A 16811-nucleotide genomic window follows, 5' to 3' on the forward strand; every position below is an offset into this window, starting at 1 on the left:
CGCTCGTGCGATCGACCAGCTACCCCCACCTGTTCGAGCCTCTCGATCTCGGCCACACCACCTTGCGCAATCGCGTGATCATGGGGTCGATGCATACCGGCCTCGAAGATCGGGCCTGGGACACCAACCGGCTCGCGGCCTACTTCGCCGAACGCGCACGCGGCGGTGTCGGGCTCATCATCACCGGCGGCTACGCACCCAACCGCACCGGCTGGCTGCTGCCCTTCGGTGCCAAACTCACCAACAAGACCGAGGCCTACCGGCATCGCGTCATCACCCGCGCGGTGCACGCCGAGGGTGCCAAGATCGCCATCCAGATCCTGCACGCCGGCCGGTACTCCTATATGCCCGGAAGCGTGTCGGCCTCCTCGATCAAGGCGCCGATCAACCCGTTCCGGCCGCGCAAGCTCTCGGCCAAGGGCATCGAGCAGACCATCGACGATTACGCCCGCTGCGCCCGGCTGGCGAAGTTCGCCGGCTACGACGGCGTCGAAATCATGGGTGGTGAAGGGTATTTCATCAACCAGTTCCTCGCACCGCGCACCAACAAGCGCACCGACAAATGGGGCGGAACACCGGAGAACCGGCGCAGGCTGGCCGTCGAGATCGTGCGCCGCACCCGGGCCGCGGTGGGCGAGGACTTCATCATCGTGTTCCGGCTGTCGATGGCCGAGCTGGTGGAGCAGGGCCAGACCTTCGACGAGATCGTCGCGCTGGCACAGGAACTCGAGGCCGCGGGTGTCAGCATCCTCAATACCGATATCGGCTGGCACGAGGCGCGGGTGCCGACGATCGTGACCTCGGTGCCGCGCGCGGCGTTCGTCGAGTTCACCGCCAAGATCACCGCGCAGGTGAACATCCCGGTCTGCGCGTCGAACCGGATCAATATGCCCGAGATCGCCGAGGAGATCCTCACTCGCGGCGATGCCCAGCTGGTGTCGCTGGCGCGCCCGTTCCTGTCGGACCCGGAGTGGGTCAACAAGGCCGCGCAGAACCGGGTCGACGAGATCAACACCTGTATCGCCTGCAACCAGGCCTGCCTCGACCACGCCTTCCAGCACAAAACGGTGTCCTGCCTGCTCAACCCACGCGCCGGGCACGAAACCGAGCTGAAGCTGCTGCCCACGCGGCGCAGCAAGCGCATCGCGGTGGTCGGCGCCGGGCCCGCCGGGCTCTCGGCCGCGGTGAACCTGGCCGAGCGCGGACATCGAGTGGAGCTGTTCGAGGCCGATGACAAGATCGGTGGCCAGTTCGACATCGCCCGCCGCATCCCGGGCAAGGAAGAATTCGACGAGTCCATCCGGTACTTCACCCGCAAACTCGAACTCACCGGCGTCACCGTGCACCTCGGAAAACGCGCCACCGCCGCCGAACTCATCGAAGGCCGCTACGACGAGGTGGTGCTGGCCACCGGCGTGCGTCCACGCATCCCCGACATCCCCGGCATCGACCATCCGATGGTGCTCACCTACGCCGAACTGGTCCGGGAGGAGAAACCGGTCGGCAAGCGAGTCGCGGTGATCGGCGCGGGCGGCATCGGCTACGACGTCAGCGAATTCCTCACCGTCGAGGGCCATCCCACGCTGAAACTGGACGAATGGAAGCAGGAGTGGGGCGTCGATTCGGCCGATGAGCAGGTGCGCGGCCAGCTCGCCACCCCCGTCCCCTCCCCCGCGGCCCGCGATGTGGTGCTGCTGCAACGCAAGTCCGGCGCGTTCGGCAAGAGCCTGGGCAAGACCACCGGCTGGGTGCATCGGGCGGCGCTGAAGGCCAAGGGCGTCGAGCAGATCGGCGGCGTCAACTACGAACGCATCGACGACAACGGACTGCACATCAGCTTCGGGGAGAAGCGGGAACGTCCGCAGTTGATCCCGGTCGACAACGTGGTCATCTGCGCAGGCCAGGAATCGGTGCGCGATCTGGAAAACGAGTTGCGCGCGGCCGGGGTGAACCCGCACCTGATCGGTGGCGCCGAACTCGCCGCCGAGCTCGACGCGAAGCGCGCGATCGACCAGGGCACCCGCCTGGCCGCTCGGCTCTGAGCCCGCGTGGGGGAGGTGAGCTGACACAGCCGCACGGGCGCGAGTCGCTTACGCTCATGGCGTGAGCTTGCCTTCCCCCACCGCCGATAACCGTGCCGTCGTCACCGGAGCGTCGTCCGGGATCGGAACCGCGCTGGCAGCCGAGCTGGCCATGCGCGGCTACTCGCTGATCCTGGTGGCCCGCCGCGGTGACGTCCTCGAGGAACTGGCGCAGCGACTGACCCTCGCGCACGGCATCACCGCCGAGGTGCGCGCGGTCGACCTGGCCGACCGGGAGCAGCGGGCGCCGCTGGTGGAGGAGCTGTCGGCGCGCGATATCGCGATCCTGTGCAACAACGCCGGCATCGCCACCTTCGGCCCGGTCGCCGAGCTCGACCCCGCCTACGAACGCGACCAGCTCGAACTCAACGCCGTCGCCGTACACGACCTCAGCCTTGCGGTGCTGCCGGGCATGATCGAGCGCCGCGCGGGCGGCATCCTGATCAGCGGCTCGGCAGCGGGCAATATGCCCATCCCGAACAATGCCACCTACGCCGCGAGCAAGGCCTTCGCCAATACCTTCTCCGAATCGCTGCGCGGCGAGCTGAAGGGCACCGGCGTGCACGTCACGCTGCTGGCCCCAGGCCCGGTCCGCACCGAGACGCCGGATCCGGCCGAAGCCTCCATCGTCGACCGGATGGTGCCCGATTTCATGTGGGTCTCCTCCGAGTACACCGCAAGGGTCTCCATCGACGCCCTGGCCCGCAACAAGATGCGGATCGTGCCCGGGCTGATCTCGAAGGGGATGAGTGTGGCCGGGCAGTACGGGCCGCGCGCGGTCACCGCGCCGGTCGCCGGAGCGTTCTACCGGAAGCTCGGCGGCTGATCAGCGCAGCCCGATGACCTGCGGCGATACGGTCGGGCGCCCCGATCTCCGGCACTGCCCCGCGCAACCGGTCCACCGTGGTCTCACCGCGCCGGGAACAAGGCGAGCACCTGCTCCATGACCTCCCTGGTCACCTCGTAAGTAGCGGCGGAGACCTCGACGATCGGCACGCGCGCGCCGGATTCGGTACTGCCGGAGGGCAGTGCGGGGCCGACCACCGCGGTCAGGATGGGAATGCGGCTGTCGTAGAGCGAAACCCAGCGGTGCACGTCGCGGTCGCCGATCTTCTCCACGGTGCTGCCTGCCGCGACATGGGCCGGATCGCGGTACTCGTAGCTCACGGTGACGGTCTCGTTGCGATAGCCGAACAGGCATTGGGTGAGCCTGCGCTGATCGGTGTCGGTGGTGCCGGCCAGCTTCGCACGCACCGCGCACGGGTCGGCGCCGAGCAGCACCGTTGCCACGGTGTCGGGCGAGGTGCCCTGCGGCGGTGACTGCCGCCAGCGCTCGATCATGCCGGGCAGCAGCCGGTCGGCGACCGCGCACGGGTCCTGCCCCGGCGTGGTCGCGCCGAGATAGAACGCGGCGCCGGCCGGGAACCGGGCGGTCGCGCCACAGGAGCCGGGCGGCCCGTCGGGGCGGTCGGGCACCAGCAGCACGCTCACATCGCCGAGCTGTTTGCCGACGCCGTGCCCCGGCCGCAGCTCGGGCAGCAGGGTGGCATGCCAGGTCAGGGTGCTGTCCGCGCCCTGGGTGCCGAGGGTCGCCCGGCACGAGTCGAGACCGACGGTGACGCTCTCGACCCCGCCGAGGTCGTCGAGGACATCGCGCGGAATCAGCGAGCACACGTCGATCTGCCTGGTCGCCTGCGCGACGGTGGCGTGCTGCTGCGGGGTACCCGCCGGCGTCGACCAGAATTCCGGCGGCGGCGCCGGGATCACCGGCGCCGGGAATGGTGCTGGGGCCGCCGGATCGGCCGGCTCGCTCGGATCGGCCCCGCAGCCGATCACGGAAATGAACGCCAAGGCACTGAGCGCGAGCGCGCGGAACATCCTCACGGCCGTCCTCCCGAATCGGTGCCGGGCTGTCGAGTCTGCCGCAGGAGCTACCGGCGCGCAAATAGGTCGGCGGGTCCGGCGCGGGCCTCAACGGAAGGTCGGATCGACGCTCCGCCCGATGTCAGCGGCGCTTGCGGGTCCCGAAGAGGGTGCGGGTGATCTCGCGGCCCGCGACCGTGGCGGCCGAGCGCAGGAAGCTCTTGACCGCCGGGTTCTTCATGATGCGTTCGGCGGCCGAATCCTCCTGCGCGCTCGGTGACCGGCCGGGCACGGGTTCCCGCTCGGCCTCGGGTTCGGCCGCCGCGACGTTGGCGGCGAGCATCTCGTAGGCCGATTCCCGGTCCACGGTCTGCCCGTATTTGCCGTGCAGCGCACTGGCCAGTGCTCGGGACTTGATGGCGTCGCCGCCGATGGTGTCCATGAGCGAACGCGGCGGCTGAATTCTGGTCCACGCCACCGGCGTCGGGGCGCCGCGTTCGGAGAGCACCGTGACGACCGCCTCGCCGATGCCGAGGGAGGTGAGCGCCTGTTCCAGATCGTAGGTGTCGGTCTTCGGGTAGGTGCGCACCGTCTTCGACAGTGCCTTCTGATCGTCGGGGGTGAACGCGCGTAACGCGTGCTGGATCCGCGCGCCGAGCTGCGAGAGCACCGCGTTCGGGATATCGGTTGGCAACTGGGTGCAGAAGAACACGCCGACACCCTTGGAGCGGATCAGCTTGACGGTCTGCTCCACCTGATCGAGAAACGCCTTCGACGCGTCGGCGAACAGCAGATGCGCCTCGTCGAAGATGAAGACCAGCTCGGGCTTGTCCACATCTCCTACTTCGGGCAAGGTCTGGAACAGATCGGCCAGCACCCACATCAGGAAGGTGGAGAACATCGCCGGCCGCGCCGCCTGCGCGCCGAGCTCGAACAGGGTGATCACGCCCTGCCCACCCTCGGTGCGCAGCAGATCGGCCGGATCGAGTTCGGGTTCACCGAAGAAGGTATCGCCGCCGTCGGCCTCCAGGTTCACCAGCGCGCGCAGGATCACCCCGGCCGTCGATGCCGAAACCCCGCCGATGCCTTGCAGATCCGCCTTCCCTTCCGGGCTGGTGAGATGCTGGATCACCGCGCGCAGATCCTTCAGATCGAGCAGGCCGAGGCCCTGCTTGTCGGCCCAGTGGAAGATCAGCCCGAGCGTGGACTCCTGGGTTTCGTTGAGCCCGAGCACCTTACTGAGCAGGATCGGACCGAACGAGGTGATGGTCGCGCGGATCGGCACCCCGAGACCGCCGGTTCCCAGCGAGACGAATTCGGTGGGGAACCCGGTGGGCGCCCAGTCGGTGGCCGCGGTCTCCACCGCTCGCTGCGCCAGCTTCTCGTTCTGCTCCCCCGGCCGCGACAGCCCGGACAGATCGCCCTTCACATCGGCCAGCACCACCGGCACTCCGGCCCGGGAGAGCTGTTCGGCGATGCCCTGCAACGTTTTCGTCTTACCGGTACCGGTGGCGCCTGCGACCAGACCGTGCCGGTTCATCGTCCGCAGCGGAATCCGCACCCGCGCAGTGGGATCGACCGTGCCGTCGACGACGACGGTGCCCAGTTCGAGCGCTGCCCCCTCGACCGCGTACCCGGCCGCGATCTGCTGCGCTGCCTCCGAACCGCCACCCCCGGCCGCGGCACCTCCACCGGGCTCGGCACCGCCACCGGACGAGGCGCCCCCGCCAGAATCGGCCGCAGCCGCCTCCGCTTCGGCGGCTTCCGCCGCAGCCGCCGCCTCGGCGGCGACGCGTGCGGCTTCCTCGGCTGCCTTGCGCGCGGCCGCGGCCTTCTCCTGTGGGGTGGTCATCGCAGCTCCTCCTGTGTCGAGCCGAACACCCGCCACCCGGAGGGCCGAGACACGCACGGCCGCTGCTCCAGGAGCTCCGAATGGGCGGGTACTTCGCCTGCGGCTTTCCCGCAGCGCCGAACGCCTAACCGGACTACCGAGCGGTACCTCACCACCGGCGATGTACCTGGCCAACAGCGTATCGCCGGATCGGACGCGCACAGGTGAAGTGAGGTAATCGGACACGCCCGGTTCCGCGCTGACTAGGGTATGGCGAGTGTCCGACAAATTAGTGGTGTGGATGGATTGCGAGATGACCGGGCTGCGCCTGGACAGCGACAAGCTGATCGAGGTGGCCGCACTCGTGACCGACAGCGACCTCAATATTCTCGGCGACGGCGTCGACATCGTCATCCACGCCGATGACGAGGCGCTGGCCGCCATGCCGCCCGTGGTCGCCGACATGCACGCCCGCTCCGGCCTCACCGACGAGGTCCGCCGCTCCACGGTGACCCTGGAAGAGGCCGAGCAGCAGGTGCTCGACTACATCCGCCAGTTCGCCCCGACTCCGGGCACGGTGCCACTGGCAGGTAATTCGATCGCCACCGACCGCGCCTTCATCGCGCGCGATATGTCCGCGCTCGACAGCCACCTGCACTACCGGATGATCGACGTCAGCTCGATCAAGGAGCTGTGCCGCCGCTGGTATCCGCGGATCTACTTCGGCCAGCCGGAGAAGGGCCTCACGCACCGCGCGCTGGCCGATATCAAGGAATCCATCCGCGAGTTGGAGTACTACCGGCGCACCGCGTTCGTGCCCGCACCGGGCCCGTCGACCGCGGAGATCGCGGCGGTGGCCGCCGAGGTCATGGGCGAAGCGGAAAACCCGCAGGTCAACGACTCGCCGGTAACCGATTAGCTCCGAAGGGGGTTGACGCGCTACTATCGACCGCGCCGGTGTCGCACCGGCGATGGTGAGTGTAGTTCAGTTGGTAGAGCACCAGGTTGTGATCCTGGCTGTCGCGGGTTCGAGTCCCGTCACTCACCCAAGGGAGTTCGGGCCCGGGAGATCTTTCTCCCGGGCCCGAACTTTTTCACCGTGCGAGAATGCGTCATGACCATCAAGATCGACGCTCTCGACGCCGCACTGCTGGCCGAGCTGGCCGCCGATCCGCGCGCGCCGATCCTCGAACTCGCTCAGCGTCTCGGTATCGCCCGCAACACCGTCCAGGCCAGGATGAAGCGGCTCGAATCCTCGGGCGCGGTGCGCGGATACCCGCCCGATGTGGACCTGCAGGCCGTGGGGTTCGCCGTGCACGCCTTCCTCGGCATCGAACTCGATCAGAACAAGATGGACGCCATCGTCGAAGCGTTGCGCACCTTCCCGCATGTGCTCGAGGTGCACGCGACGACCGGCCGCGCCGATCTGCTCGTGCGCATCGCGGCCCGCACCCAGCAGGACCTGCTCGAGATCATTCAGCGCGTGCACGCCATCCCAGGGGTCAAGCACACCGAGACCATGCTCGCGCTGGCCACTCCGATCCAATATCGCTGCCTGCCCATCGTCGAGCATCTGACGAAGGCGCCGCCCACGTCGTGATGTGACCCAGATCTCTCCCGGCTCGAGCAAACTGACGCACGTCGCGAAGTGCTCCAGATCACTTTTGAGCAGATTGATCAACCTTTCGGCCGACTGTTGACACAGATCACCCATCCACGGCACACTTCGCTGCACCGAACGCAAGTCCCTTCGTTTGCAGCTCACGATCTGGGTTGTGGAAAGAGTGGTGAGGTGTCATGACGACCGTTGCCTGTCCGACCTGTGTGCCCCAGGCCGAGCCGACCACGCCGTACGACCTCGCCGACCGTTACCGCTCCGGGGCGGGCCCGGTCCTGCTCACCGGTGTCCAGGCCATCGCACGACTGCTCGTCGAGCAGCATGTGCGTGATATCCGGGCAGGCCGCCGGGTCGCGACGTTCGTCTCCGGCTATCAGGGCAGCCCGCTGGGCGGGGTGGACAAGATGCTGTTCGGCATGCCGGAGGTGCTCGCCGAACACGACATCACCTTCGTGCCCGGGCTCAACGAAGAGCTGGCCGCGACCTCGGTGTGGGGCAGCCAGGCGGACCTGCCCGCCGGCCGTGCGACCCACGACGGCGTCGTCGGGGTCTGGTACGGCAAGGGGCCGGGTGTGGACCGCGCCACCGATGCCATCCGGCACGCCAACATGTACGGGGTCAATCCGCGCGGTGGCGTGCTGTTGCTGGTCGGGGACGATCCGGCCTCGAAATCCTCGACGGTGCCCGCGGTGAGCGAGCGGTCGCTGGCCGCGCTCGGCGTGCCGGTGCTGTTCCCGCGCAACGCTGAAGAGATCATCACCATGGGCATGCAGGGCGTTGCGCTCTCGCGCGCCTCCGGCTGCGTGGTGGCGATGAAGATCGTCGCCGACGTCGCCGACGGCGCGTGGACCGTCGACGCCTCGGTCGCCGACCGGCCGATCGTGGTGCCCGAGCTGCACTGGGAGGGAAAGCCTTTCGTCTACCGGCAGCGCCCGATGGCGGCCCCGACCGACAGCGTGCTCGCCGAGGCCGATCTGTACGGCCCGCGCTTGGCGATGGTCCGCGCGTACGGCGCGGCCAACGATCTCGACGTCATCGAGGTCGATCCGGCCGAGGCCAGGATCGGGATCGCCGCCACCGGCACCACCTTCGACGCGGTCCGCCAGGCGCTGCTCGACCTCGGCGTCGATGAGGCCGCCATGCACCGCGCCGGTATCCGGCTGCTGCGGATCGGGATGCCCTACCCCGTCGGCGCGGACTCCGTCACCGAATTCGCCCGCGGGCTCGAACAACTGGTGGTGGTCGAGGACAAGACGGCGTTCATCGAAACGCAGATCCGCGAGATCCTCTACGGCACCGCGGACGCTCCGCGCATCCTCGGCAAGCAGGACGAGCGCGGGGCCCGGCTCATGCCGGTGGACGGCGAACTGACCGCCGGCCGGTTGCTCGCACCGCTGCGCCGGGTGCTGCGTGACCGGGTCGAACTGAAAAGGGCCGCCCCGCCACCCCTCTCGCTGGAGGTGCTCTCCGCCAAGCGCACGCCCTACTTCTGTAGCGGCTGCCCGCACAACCGCTCCACCGCGCTGCCCGAGGGCTCCCTCGGCGGCGGCGGAATCGGCTGCCACACCCTGGTGACCATGTCCGGCCGCAGCGACAGCGCCGTCACCGGACTGACCCAGATGGGCGGCGAGGGCAGCCAGTGGATCGGGCAGGCGCCGTTCACCGATGTGCCGCACCTGTTCCAGAACATCGGCGACGGCACCTTCTTCCACTCCGGGCAGCTCGCCGTGCAGGCCTGCGTGGCGGCCGGGGTGAACATCACCTACAAACTGCTCTACAACGAGGTCGTGGCCATGACCGGCGCCCAGGATGTCGAAGGCATCCTGACCGTCGCCCAGCTGACCCACAAGCTGACCATCGAGGGCGTCAAGAAGATCATCATCTGCGCCGACGAGCCGCAGCGGCACAGGAAAAAGGACCTGGCCAAGGGCACGCTGCTGTGGCATCGCGACCGCCTCGACGAAGCGCAGCGAATGCTGCGCGAGATCAAGGGCGTCACGGTGCTGATCTACGACCAGCACTGCGCGGCCGATGCCCGCAGGCAGCGCAAACGCGGCACGCTGCCGGCGCGCACTACCCGCGTGGTGATCAACGAGGCGGTCTGCGAGGGCTGCGGCGACTGCGGCACCAAGTCCAACTGCCTGTCGGTGCAGCCGGTGGAGACCGAATTCGGTCGCAAGACCCGCATCGATCAGACCTCGTGCAACACCGACTACAGCTGCCTGGACGGCGACTGCCCGTCGTTCGTGACCGTCGAGCTCACCCCGCGCAAGAAGGGCCGCACGCCGAAGAAGGCCGCGCAGCCGCCCGTCGTGCCGGATCCCGGCCTCGGTGCTCCCGAAGGCACGCAGAATGTGCTCATCGCCGGTATCGGCGGCACCGGCATCGTCACCGTGAACCAGGTGCTGGCGACCGCCGCGCTGCGCGCCGGCTACGAGGTGGAAAGCCTCGATCAGATCGGTTTGAGCCAGAAGGCCGGTCCGGTCGTCTCGCACCTGCGCTTCTCCGCGACCGCCCTCGAACCGTCCAACCGGCTCACCCCGGGCAGCGCCGATTGCCTCATGGCGATCGACCTGCTCACCGCCACCGACCCGCGCTACCTCCAGTACGGCAACGCGACGAGCACCGTGGCGGTCGCCTCGACCAGCCAGACCCCGACCGGCGACATGGTCTACGACAAGTCGGTCGCCTACCCCGACACCGGCCTCCTGCTGGACCGGCTCACCGCGGCAACGAGCTCGGTGCGGCATTTCGACGCGCTGGCTGCCGCGCAGACACTGTTCGGCAACACCGCGGCCGCCAACTTCCTGATCGTCGGCGCGGCCGTGCAAAGCGGTGGGCTGCGGTTGCCCGCCGCGGCGATCGAGGAGGCCATCGGGATCAACGGCGTCGCGGTGGACAGCACCATCGCCGCCTTTCGCTGGGGACGCGCCGCCATCGCCGATCCGGCGGCCTTCGCCGCGGCTGTCGATGAGGGGCAGCCGCGGCGCACCCCGCCGCCGGTGCCTGCGCATCTGCTGGCGCACACCGACTTCGAGGGTGAGGTGCGGCGGCTGGTCGAGCGGCGCGCGGCCGAACTGATCGGCTATCAGAACGCCACGGTGGCTCGGCGTTACGTCGACACCGTGCAGCGGGTGTGGTCGGCCGAGCGGGCGGTCACCGACCGCACCGATTTCAGCGCGGCCGTCGCACGCGGGCTGTACAAGTTCACCGCTTACAAGGACGAGTACGAAGTGGCGCGGCTGCTGGTGGATCCGGCGTTCCTGGCCGAGGTGCGGGCGCAGGTGCCGGGCGGGGAGAAACTCACCTACCAGCTGCATCCGCCGGTGCTGCGCGCCATGGGCCGGCGCAAGAAGGTCGGCTTCGGCCCGAAATCGCATGGGGTGCTGAAGGTTCTGGCCAAGGGCAAGGTGCTGCGCGGCACCAGGTTCGATCCGTTCGGCTACGCCCACGTCCGCAAGGTCGAACGCGAACTGCTCGCCCACTACACCGACATGGTGCGCCGCCTGGCCGACGAGCTCACCAGCGAGTCGTACGACATCGCCACGAAAGCCGCCGAACTGCCCGATGTGGTGCGGGGCTACGAGGACGTGAAGCTCGGCAATGTCGAGCGGTATTGGGCCGGAGTGCGCGAACTCGGCATCGAGCACTGATCGCGAGCCGGCCTGCCACACAACGCGGACCCGCCACCCATCCGGACGGCGCAGCGGCGCCGACGCATCGACTCGGGCACACACGCCCGTGTGCGGCATCCGACACCGCACATCGCAGAGCGACAACAGAAATCCGCCGCACACCAGCGGCGAACAACCCAGCCGCGGCAGCCGCCCGCCCACCGGCACGGCTGCTCGGCGCCCAGGAAAGGAATCGACAGTGACAGTTCTGCACACCGAGGCAGGAGTCTTCGGCCGCTCGCACGAGCTCAGCGCCCGGCGGCATGAACAGGTGGTGTTCTGCGAGGACGACAAGACGGGCCTGAAAGCCATCATCGCGATCCATTCGACCGCGCTCGGCCCCGCCCTCGGCGGCACCCGCTTCTACCCGTACGCCGACGAATCCGCGGCATTGCAGGACGTGCTGCGGCTGTCCTGGGGCATGACCTACAAGGCGGCGGCCGCCGGAGTGCATCTGGGCGGCGGCAAAGCCGTCATCATCGGTGATCCGGCCACCGACAAGAGCGAGCAGCTGCTCGCCGCCTACGCCCGGTTCGTCGACACCCTCGGCGGGCGCTACATCACCGCCGGCGATGTCGGCACCGATACCGACGATCTCGATGTCATCGGCAGGCACACCCGGCACGTCACCGGCCGCAGCGTCGCCGCGGGCGGCTCCGGCGACAGCGCCCGGCTGACCGCCCTCGGCGTCTTCCACTCGATGCGCGCCGGCGCCGAATCGGTCTGGGGCGCACCGACCCTCGCCGGCCGCACGGTCGGCGTCGAGGGCGCGGGCAAGGTCGGGCGCGAACTCATCGCGCTGCTGCTCGCCGACGGCGCGGAGGTCTGCGTGGCGGACGTGAACGAGGCGGCCATGCAGCGGGTGGCCGAACAGCACCCCTCGGTGCGATTGCTCGGGGCGGTATCGACCGCACCCGTCGACGTCTACGCGCCCTGCGCCCTCGGCGCCACCCTGACCAGCACCAGCGCCGCCGATATCGAGGCGAAGCTCATCTGCGGCGCCGCCAACAACCAGCTGGCCGATCCAGGCGTGGAACGGCTGCTCACCGAACGCGGCATCACCTGGGTGCCCGATTTCGTCGCCAACGCCGGCGGGCTCATCCAGGTGGCGGGCGAGCTGCGGGCCGCCGCCGCGGCCGAAGTCGAATTCGAGGTGGCGGGCATCTTCGACCGCTGCCGCGACATCATCGCCGCCGCGAAATCCGACGGCATCGGTACCGGCGAGGCCGCCAATCGGTTCGCCGAACGCCGCCTCGACGCCATCCCGCGGTCGCTCTGACGGCGCCGGCGGAGTTTCAGAGAGGAGACCTGCAATGGCGATCGCGAGCGGAATGTTCCGCACAAAATCGGTGGAACAGTCGATCCGGGATACCGATGAACCGGATTCGAAACTGCGCAAGGACCTGACGGCCAAGGACCTCACCATCTTCGGTGTCGCGGTCGTCATCGGGGCGGGCATCTTCACCCTCACCGCACGCACGGCGGGCACGGTGGCCGGGCCCTCGGTCTCGCTGGCGTTCGTCTTCGCGGCGATCGCGTGCGGGCTGACCGCACTGTGCTACGCCGAATTCGCCTCGACGGTGCCGGTGGCAGGCAGCGCCTACACCTACGCCTACGCGACCTTCGGCGAGGTCATCGCGTGGATCATCGGCTGGGATCTGATCCTGGAATTCGCCCTTGCGGTATCGGTGGTGGCGAAGGGCTGGTCGCAGTATCTCGGCGAAGTGCTCGGTTCCAGCGCACCGGTCGTCCAGATCGGATCGGTGAACTTCGACTGGGGCGCGGTGGTGATCATCGCGATCGTCGGCGTATTGCTGGCCACCGGCACGAAATTGTCGTCGCGGGTCTCGGCGATCGCCGTCGCGATCAAGCTCGGCGTGATCGCCCTGGTCCTGGTGGTCGGCGCGACCTACTTCAAGCCGTCCAACCTGACGCCCTACGTGCCGCCGTCGGAGCCCTCGGAGAAGGCCGAGGGTGTGCGCCAGTCGCTGTTCGCCTTCCTCACCGGTTCCGGCGGCACCAGCTACGGCTGGTACGGCCTCCTGGCCGCGGCGAGCCTGGTGTTCTTCGCCTTCATCGGGTTCGACGTCGTCGCCACCACCGCCGAGGAAACCCGCAACCCGCAACGCGACGTCCCCCGTGGCATCTTCGGCTCGCTGGCCATCGTGACCGTGCTCTACGTCGCGGTGTCGCTGGTACTCACCGGCATGGTCTCCTACACCCAGCTCGCCGACGGGAACGCCACCCTGGCAACGGCTTTCGCCCTCAATGGCGCCACCTGGGTGAAGAACATCATCGCCATCGGCGCGCTCGCCGGGCTCTCGACGGTGGTCATGGTGATGTATCTGGGCCAGACCAGGGTGTTGTTCGCGATGTCGCGCGACGGCCTGCTCCCGCGCGGCCTCGCCCAGACCGGCAGCAAGGGCACCCCGGTGCGGCTGACCGTCCTCGTCGGCGTGGTCTGCGCGCTGCTGGCCGGGTTCGTCGACTTCGGCACCCTCGAGGAGATGGTCAATATCGGCACCCTCGTCGCCTTCGTGCTGGTGTCGGTGGGTGTGCTGATCCTGCGGCGCACCCGACCGGATCTGCCGCGCGGGTTCCGGGTGCCGTTCGTGCCGGTGCTGCCGATCCTGGCAGCGCTGGCCTGCCTGTGGCTGATGCTGAATCTGTCCATCGAGACCTGGTTGCGGTTCGTGATCTGGATGGGCCTCGGCACGGTCGTCTACTTCGCCTACAGCCGCTCCCACTCGTTGCTGGGCCGGCAATCCGCAGCCGAGGAGAAGACCCTGACGCCGGTGCCCTAGCCGGCCTCGCAGGCCCCCGGTTCGCCCGCGAGCCGGGGGCCGACGCATGCGCCGACCTGCGGATGTGACGTGTGAAACGATCATGATCCGAATGTGTGGTGGATCTCGTTGCCGGTCCGTAGACTGCGCTGAGGGCAGCCACCGTGGCGCGCCCGTTCGACGAGAAAGACAACCTCTCCTGATGCGTTCCGCGGTAATCGCAGCCTTCATCGGCGCCACCCTCGTCACCGGATCCGCCGGAACCGCCGCGGCGGCGGTCGGCCTGCCGGACATGCCCGATTCCGGTTCGGCCAGCAGCGGCTCGGCGGGTGGCCTGGCCACCACCGGATCCTCGGGCACCGGCTCGGCCGGGCTGCCCAACCTCGACCGGCTGCTGCTCGGCGGCGAGAAACTGCTGTGCGCGGCCACCGGCAGCGCCGCCGCGATGGCGGGCAACGCCCACCTGGGCTGCGACATGCTGCCCTGATCGCACCCTCAAACGAAACGAGCGGGCGCCGGATCACCGGCGCCCGCTCGTGCGTTCTCTGGTCGGATCAGCCGACGTCGGCGTTGCCCGCCTTCCACTCCGACCACGGGATGTTCCAGTCACCGAGGCCGTCCACCCCCGACAGCGTGCCGCCGACGGTGTTCTTGACGATGGTGATATCGCCGCGCTTGGCGTTCTCGAACACCCAGCGGGCATTCTCCGGGCTCAGATTCAGGCAGCCGTGGCTGGTGTTCGAATAGCCCTGCTGCCCCACCGACCACGGCGCCGAATGGAAGAAGATGCCGCTGTAGGAGATCCGGGTCGCGAAATCGACCGGGGTGCGGTACCCGTCGGGCGAGTTCACCGACACACCGTAGGTCGAGGAGTCCATGATGATCTCGCGATGCTTGTCGGCCACGATGTAGATGCCGTTATCGGTGGGCGTGCTGTCCTTACCCATCGACGTCGGCATGGTCCGGATCACCTCACCGTTCTTCTCGACCGTCACCTGCTTGGTGGCGTCGTCGGCGGTGAAGATCACCGCATCGCCGATGGTGAAGTAGGAGTGGATGTCATCGGCGCCGTAGAGACCGTCGCCGAGATCCTTGCCGTAGACGTTGACGTCGATGGTGACCTTGGTGCCCGGCGCCCAGAAATGCTCCGGCCGCCAACGGACTTCGCGATTGTTCACCCAGTAGAACGCGCCCTCGACCGCGGGCTCGGTGGTGATCTTGATGGCCTCCTGGGCGGCCTTGCGGTTCGGGATGTTCTCGTCGAACTGGATCGCCACCGGCTGGCCGATGCCGACGACCTCACCCTCGCCCGGGATGAGGTAGGGCTTGGTCTTGTTATCCGGCGAGGTGGTGGTGAAGCTCATCGTGCTGGTGGTCGCGCCGCCGAGCCCGACCGCCTCCGCGACGAGCTGGTAGGTCCGCCCGTAACCGAGCGGCTCGGTGGTGGCCCACGAACGACCGTCGGCGGCGAGCGCGCCGCTGACCGGCTCCCGCTCTGGCGTGAGCAACGACACGTTCGTGAACTTGCCGTCCTCGACCTGGAACGTCATCGGCGCGGCCGGCGACACACCCACATCGCCATCCTTGACCGGCGCCAGTAGTTTCGGCTTGATCAACTCGGTGATGGGGTTGCGATCGATCGGGACCGACGCGTCCGTCGCCTTCGACGACGAGCACGACGGCAATGCCAACGCCACGACAGCGAGCAGGACCAGCGGTCCTGCGAGTTTCCACGTCGACCGATGTCGACCTCGACCAATGCGCATCTCAACCCCGTTTCAAGTCCCGGTGCAACAGCCCGCACCGACGGCTTCGGATCCCACCGACTACCCACCGAGCTCAACCCACCGCGCCGGGCGGGACCGGTCGAGACCACGTTCTGCCATTCTGCCAGTCCGGCAGGCGGTTCCCAACGTGACGACCGGCTCGTCGTGGCGAGTCTCCAGGGTTAGATACGCCTCGAACGCGCGGCCGTTACGGGCGACGCGACGAAGGCCACACCCGCACGCGAGGTATCGATTTCACTTTCTGCGCCATGGCCTGTTAATGTCTGTCCCGCACCGAAACACGGAGCACGCGCCATTAGCTCAATTGGCAGAGCAGCTGACTCTTAATCAGCGGGTTCGGGGTTCGAGTCCCTGATGGCGCACAGTAACAAGAAGGCCCCGGCGGCACACGACGCCGGGGCCTTTCTCGTTTCCGGGAAGAGTGTCCGCGCTCACGCGCGAATACACCGGGAAGGTCACGGAAATGTCACTTTCCGGGCCGAAAAACAGACCGGAAGTTGAAAACTTCTGTGAACTGAAGCACAAGAGGTTTAACAGCAAACCCCCTGCACAGCTCAGGGATCGAGGCAGTTCACTCGAGGGTTTCAAGGTCAACATCGCCTCCGATTAGCGATCCGTTCACCTTCCGTTAACCTTCCGTGACCATTCTGCAATCAGGTCGAAGCAAGGGCCGACGCTCCACCCGAGTGGAGTTCCGCGCGACGCGGCGGATCGGGACACGAGGTCCCGGGAACCGCATGAGAGCCACGCGTCGGTGATCGGGAACCGCTGAGTGTTCTCGTCACACAACCAAACCCCACAACAGCACACAGCCCTGTTCCGGCGTGCGCGCAGAGAGCCGCCGCCGTGGATCCGTGCTGCCCAGACGCGGCCGGATCGACACCTGACACGATCAAGGAACCGATTTCGCATGCCTGACCGACGCCTTCCCACCATTCCCCGCCGCTCGCTGCGCGAGGGTTTCGCCTTCGCCGTAGCCGCGGCCGGAATCGTCGCCGTCGCCGCATCCTCCGCGGTCTCGGTCGCCGATGACAGCGTTCCGGAGCGCATCGCGATGGTCTCCGAGCAGCAGCCGGCACAGGCCGAGCCGGTCGTCACGTTGGGAACCGCCTGCCGGACTGGCAGAATGGCAGAACGTGGTCTCGACCGGTCCCGCCCGGCGCGGTGGGTTGAG

At 68.2% G+C, this 16811-nt stretch carries 11 protein-coding genes, 2 tRNA genes and 1 pseudogene; 11 read left to right on the plus strand and 3 right to left on the minus strand.

The genetic code is table 11. The features are described 5' to 3' along the window. Positions 1 to 5 precede the first annotated feature (5 nt). Positions 6 to 2042, plus strand: coding sequence for an FAD-dependent oxidoreductase (locus GV790_RS19995; RefSeq protein WP_163814835.1), 2037 nt, complete (start codon positions 6 to 8; stop codon positions 2040 to 2042). Between the two features lie 61 nt (positions 2043 to 2103). Beyond that, positions 2104 to 2907 (plus strand): mycolate reductase, encoded by an 804-nt coding sequence (cmrA, locus tag GV790_RS20000; protein WP_163814836.1) that lies wholly within the window; start codon positions 2104 to 2106, stop codon positions 2905 to 2907. A gap of 83 nt (positions 2908 to 2990) precedes the next feature. On the opposite strand, the gene GV790_RS20005 is transcribed toward cmrA, so the two are convergent. Next, positions 2991 to 3959, minus strand: a complete 969-nt coding sequence (locus tag GV790_RS20005; protein ID WP_163814850.1) for a peptidase — start codon at positions 3957 to 3959, stop codon at positions 2991 to 2993. Between the two features lie 127 nt (positions 3960 to 4086). Then, a complete protein-coding gene (locus tag GV790_RS20010; protein WP_163814837.1) occupies positions 4087 to 5796 on the minus strand; it encodes a helicase HerA-like domain-containing protein in 1710 nt (569 codons plus the stop codon). A 256-nt stretch (positions 5797 to 6052) separates the two neighbouring features. On the opposite strand from GV790_RS20010, the gene orn reads away from it, so the two are divergent. The 7 genes from orn (at position 6053) to GV790_RS20045 (ending at position 14337) form a co-directional block, all read left to right on the plus strand. Beyond that, positions 6053 to 6694, plus strand: a complete 642-nt coding sequence (gene orn / locus GV790_RS20015; RefSeq protein ID WP_163814838.1) for an oligoribonuclease — start codon at positions 6053 to 6055, stop codon at positions 6692 to 6694. 55 nt (positions 6695 to 6749) lie between these two features. After that, a tRNA-His gene (locus GV790_RS20020) sits at positions 6750 to 6822 on the plus strand. A 67-nt stretch (positions 6823 to 6889) separates the two neighbouring features. After that, complete coding sequence (locus GV790_RS20025; protein ID WP_163814839.1) at positions 6890 to 7375, plus strand: Lrp/AsnC family transcriptional regulator; 486 nt, start codon at positions 6890 to 6892, stop codon at positions 7373 to 7375. Positions 7376 to 7572: 197 nt separating this feature from the next. Next, positions 7573 to 11046 (plus strand): indolepyruvate ferredoxin oxidoreductase family protein, encoded by a 3474-nt coding sequence (locus GV790_RS20030; protein WP_163814840.1) that lies wholly within the window; start codon positions 7573 to 7575, stop codon positions 11044 to 11046. Between the two features lie 220 nt (positions 11047 to 11266). Next, complete coding sequence (locus tag GV790_RS20035) at positions 11267 to 12346, plus strand: Glu/Leu/Phe/Val family dehydrogenase (RefSeq protein WP_163814841.1); 1080 nt, start codon at positions 11267 to 11269, stop codon at positions 12344 to 12346. A 34-nt stretch (positions 12347 to 12380) separates the two neighbouring features. Further along, positions 12381 to 13871, plus strand: a complete 1491-nt coding sequence (locus GV790_RS20040) for an amino acid permease (protein ID WP_163814842.1) — start codon at positions 12381 to 12383, stop codon at positions 13869 to 13871. A 181-nt stretch (positions 13872 to 14052) separates the two neighbouring features. Continuing rightward, positions 14053 to 14337 carry a hypothetical protein gene (locus tag GV790_RS20045; protein WP_163814843.1) on the plus strand — a complete coding sequence of 95 codons (285 nt, stop codon included), beginning with the start codon at positions 14053 to 14055 and terminating at the stop codon, positions 14335 to 14337. 67 nt (positions 14338 to 14404) lie between these two features. On the opposite strand, the gene GV790_RS20050 is transcribed toward GV790_RS20045, so the two are convergent. Beyond that, positions 14405 to 15616, minus strand: a complete 1212-nt coding sequence (locus GV790_RS20050; protein WP_175585951.1) for a L,D-transpeptidase — start codon at positions 15614 to 15616, stop codon at positions 14405 to 14407. 310 nt (positions 15617 to 15926) lie between these two features. On the opposite strand from GV790_RS20050, the gene GV790_RS20055 reads away from it, so the two are divergent. Both GV790_RS20055 and GV790_RS30785 read left to right on the plus strand, forming a co-directional pair. Continuing rightward, positions 15927 to 15999 (plus strand) — tRNA-Lys (locus GV790_RS20055). A 548-nt stretch (positions 16000 to 16547) separates the two neighbouring features. Next, a pseudogene (locus GV790_RS30785) lies at positions 16548 to 16811 on the plus strand (hypothetical protein); the annotation flags it as partial.

This window comes from Nocardia cyriacigeorgica (assembly GCF_010858045.1).
GTDB classification, from domain to species: domain Bacteria; phylum Actinomycetota; class Actinomycetes; order Mycobacteriales; family Mycobacteriaceae; genus Nocardia; species Nocardia cyriacigeorgica_E.

Bases quoted from the DNA above. Each gene is read 5' to 3' on its own strand.
- GV790_RS20005 (WP_163814850.1), bottom strand. From the start codon at position 3,959: ATGTTCCGCGCGCTCGCGCTCAGTGCCTTGGCGTTCATTTCCGTGATC.
- GV790_RS20010 (WP_163814837.1), bottom strand. From the start codon at position 5,796: ATGACCACCCCACAGGAGAAGGCCGCGGCCGCGCGCAAGGCAGCCGAG.
- GV790_RS20025 (WP_163814839.1), top strand. From the start codon at position 6,890: ATGACCATCAAGATCGACGCTCTCGACGCCGCACTGCTGGCCGAGCTG.
- GV790_RS20030 (WP_163814840.1), top strand. From the start codon at position 7,573: ATGACGACCGTTGCCTGTCCGACCTGTGTGCCCCAGGCCGAGCCGACC.
- GV790_RS20040 (WP_163814842.1), top strand. From the start codon at position 12,381: ATGGCGATCGCGAGCGGAATGTTCCGCACAAAATCGGTGGAACAGTCG.
- GV790_RS20045 (WP_163814843.1), top strand. From the start codon at position 14,053: ATGCGTTCCGCGGTAATCGCAGCCTTCATCGGCGCCACCCTCGTCACC.
- GV790_RS20050 (WP_175585951.1), bottom strand. From the start codon at position 15,616: ATGCGCATTGGTCGAGGTCGACATCGGTCGACGTGGAAACTCGCAGGA.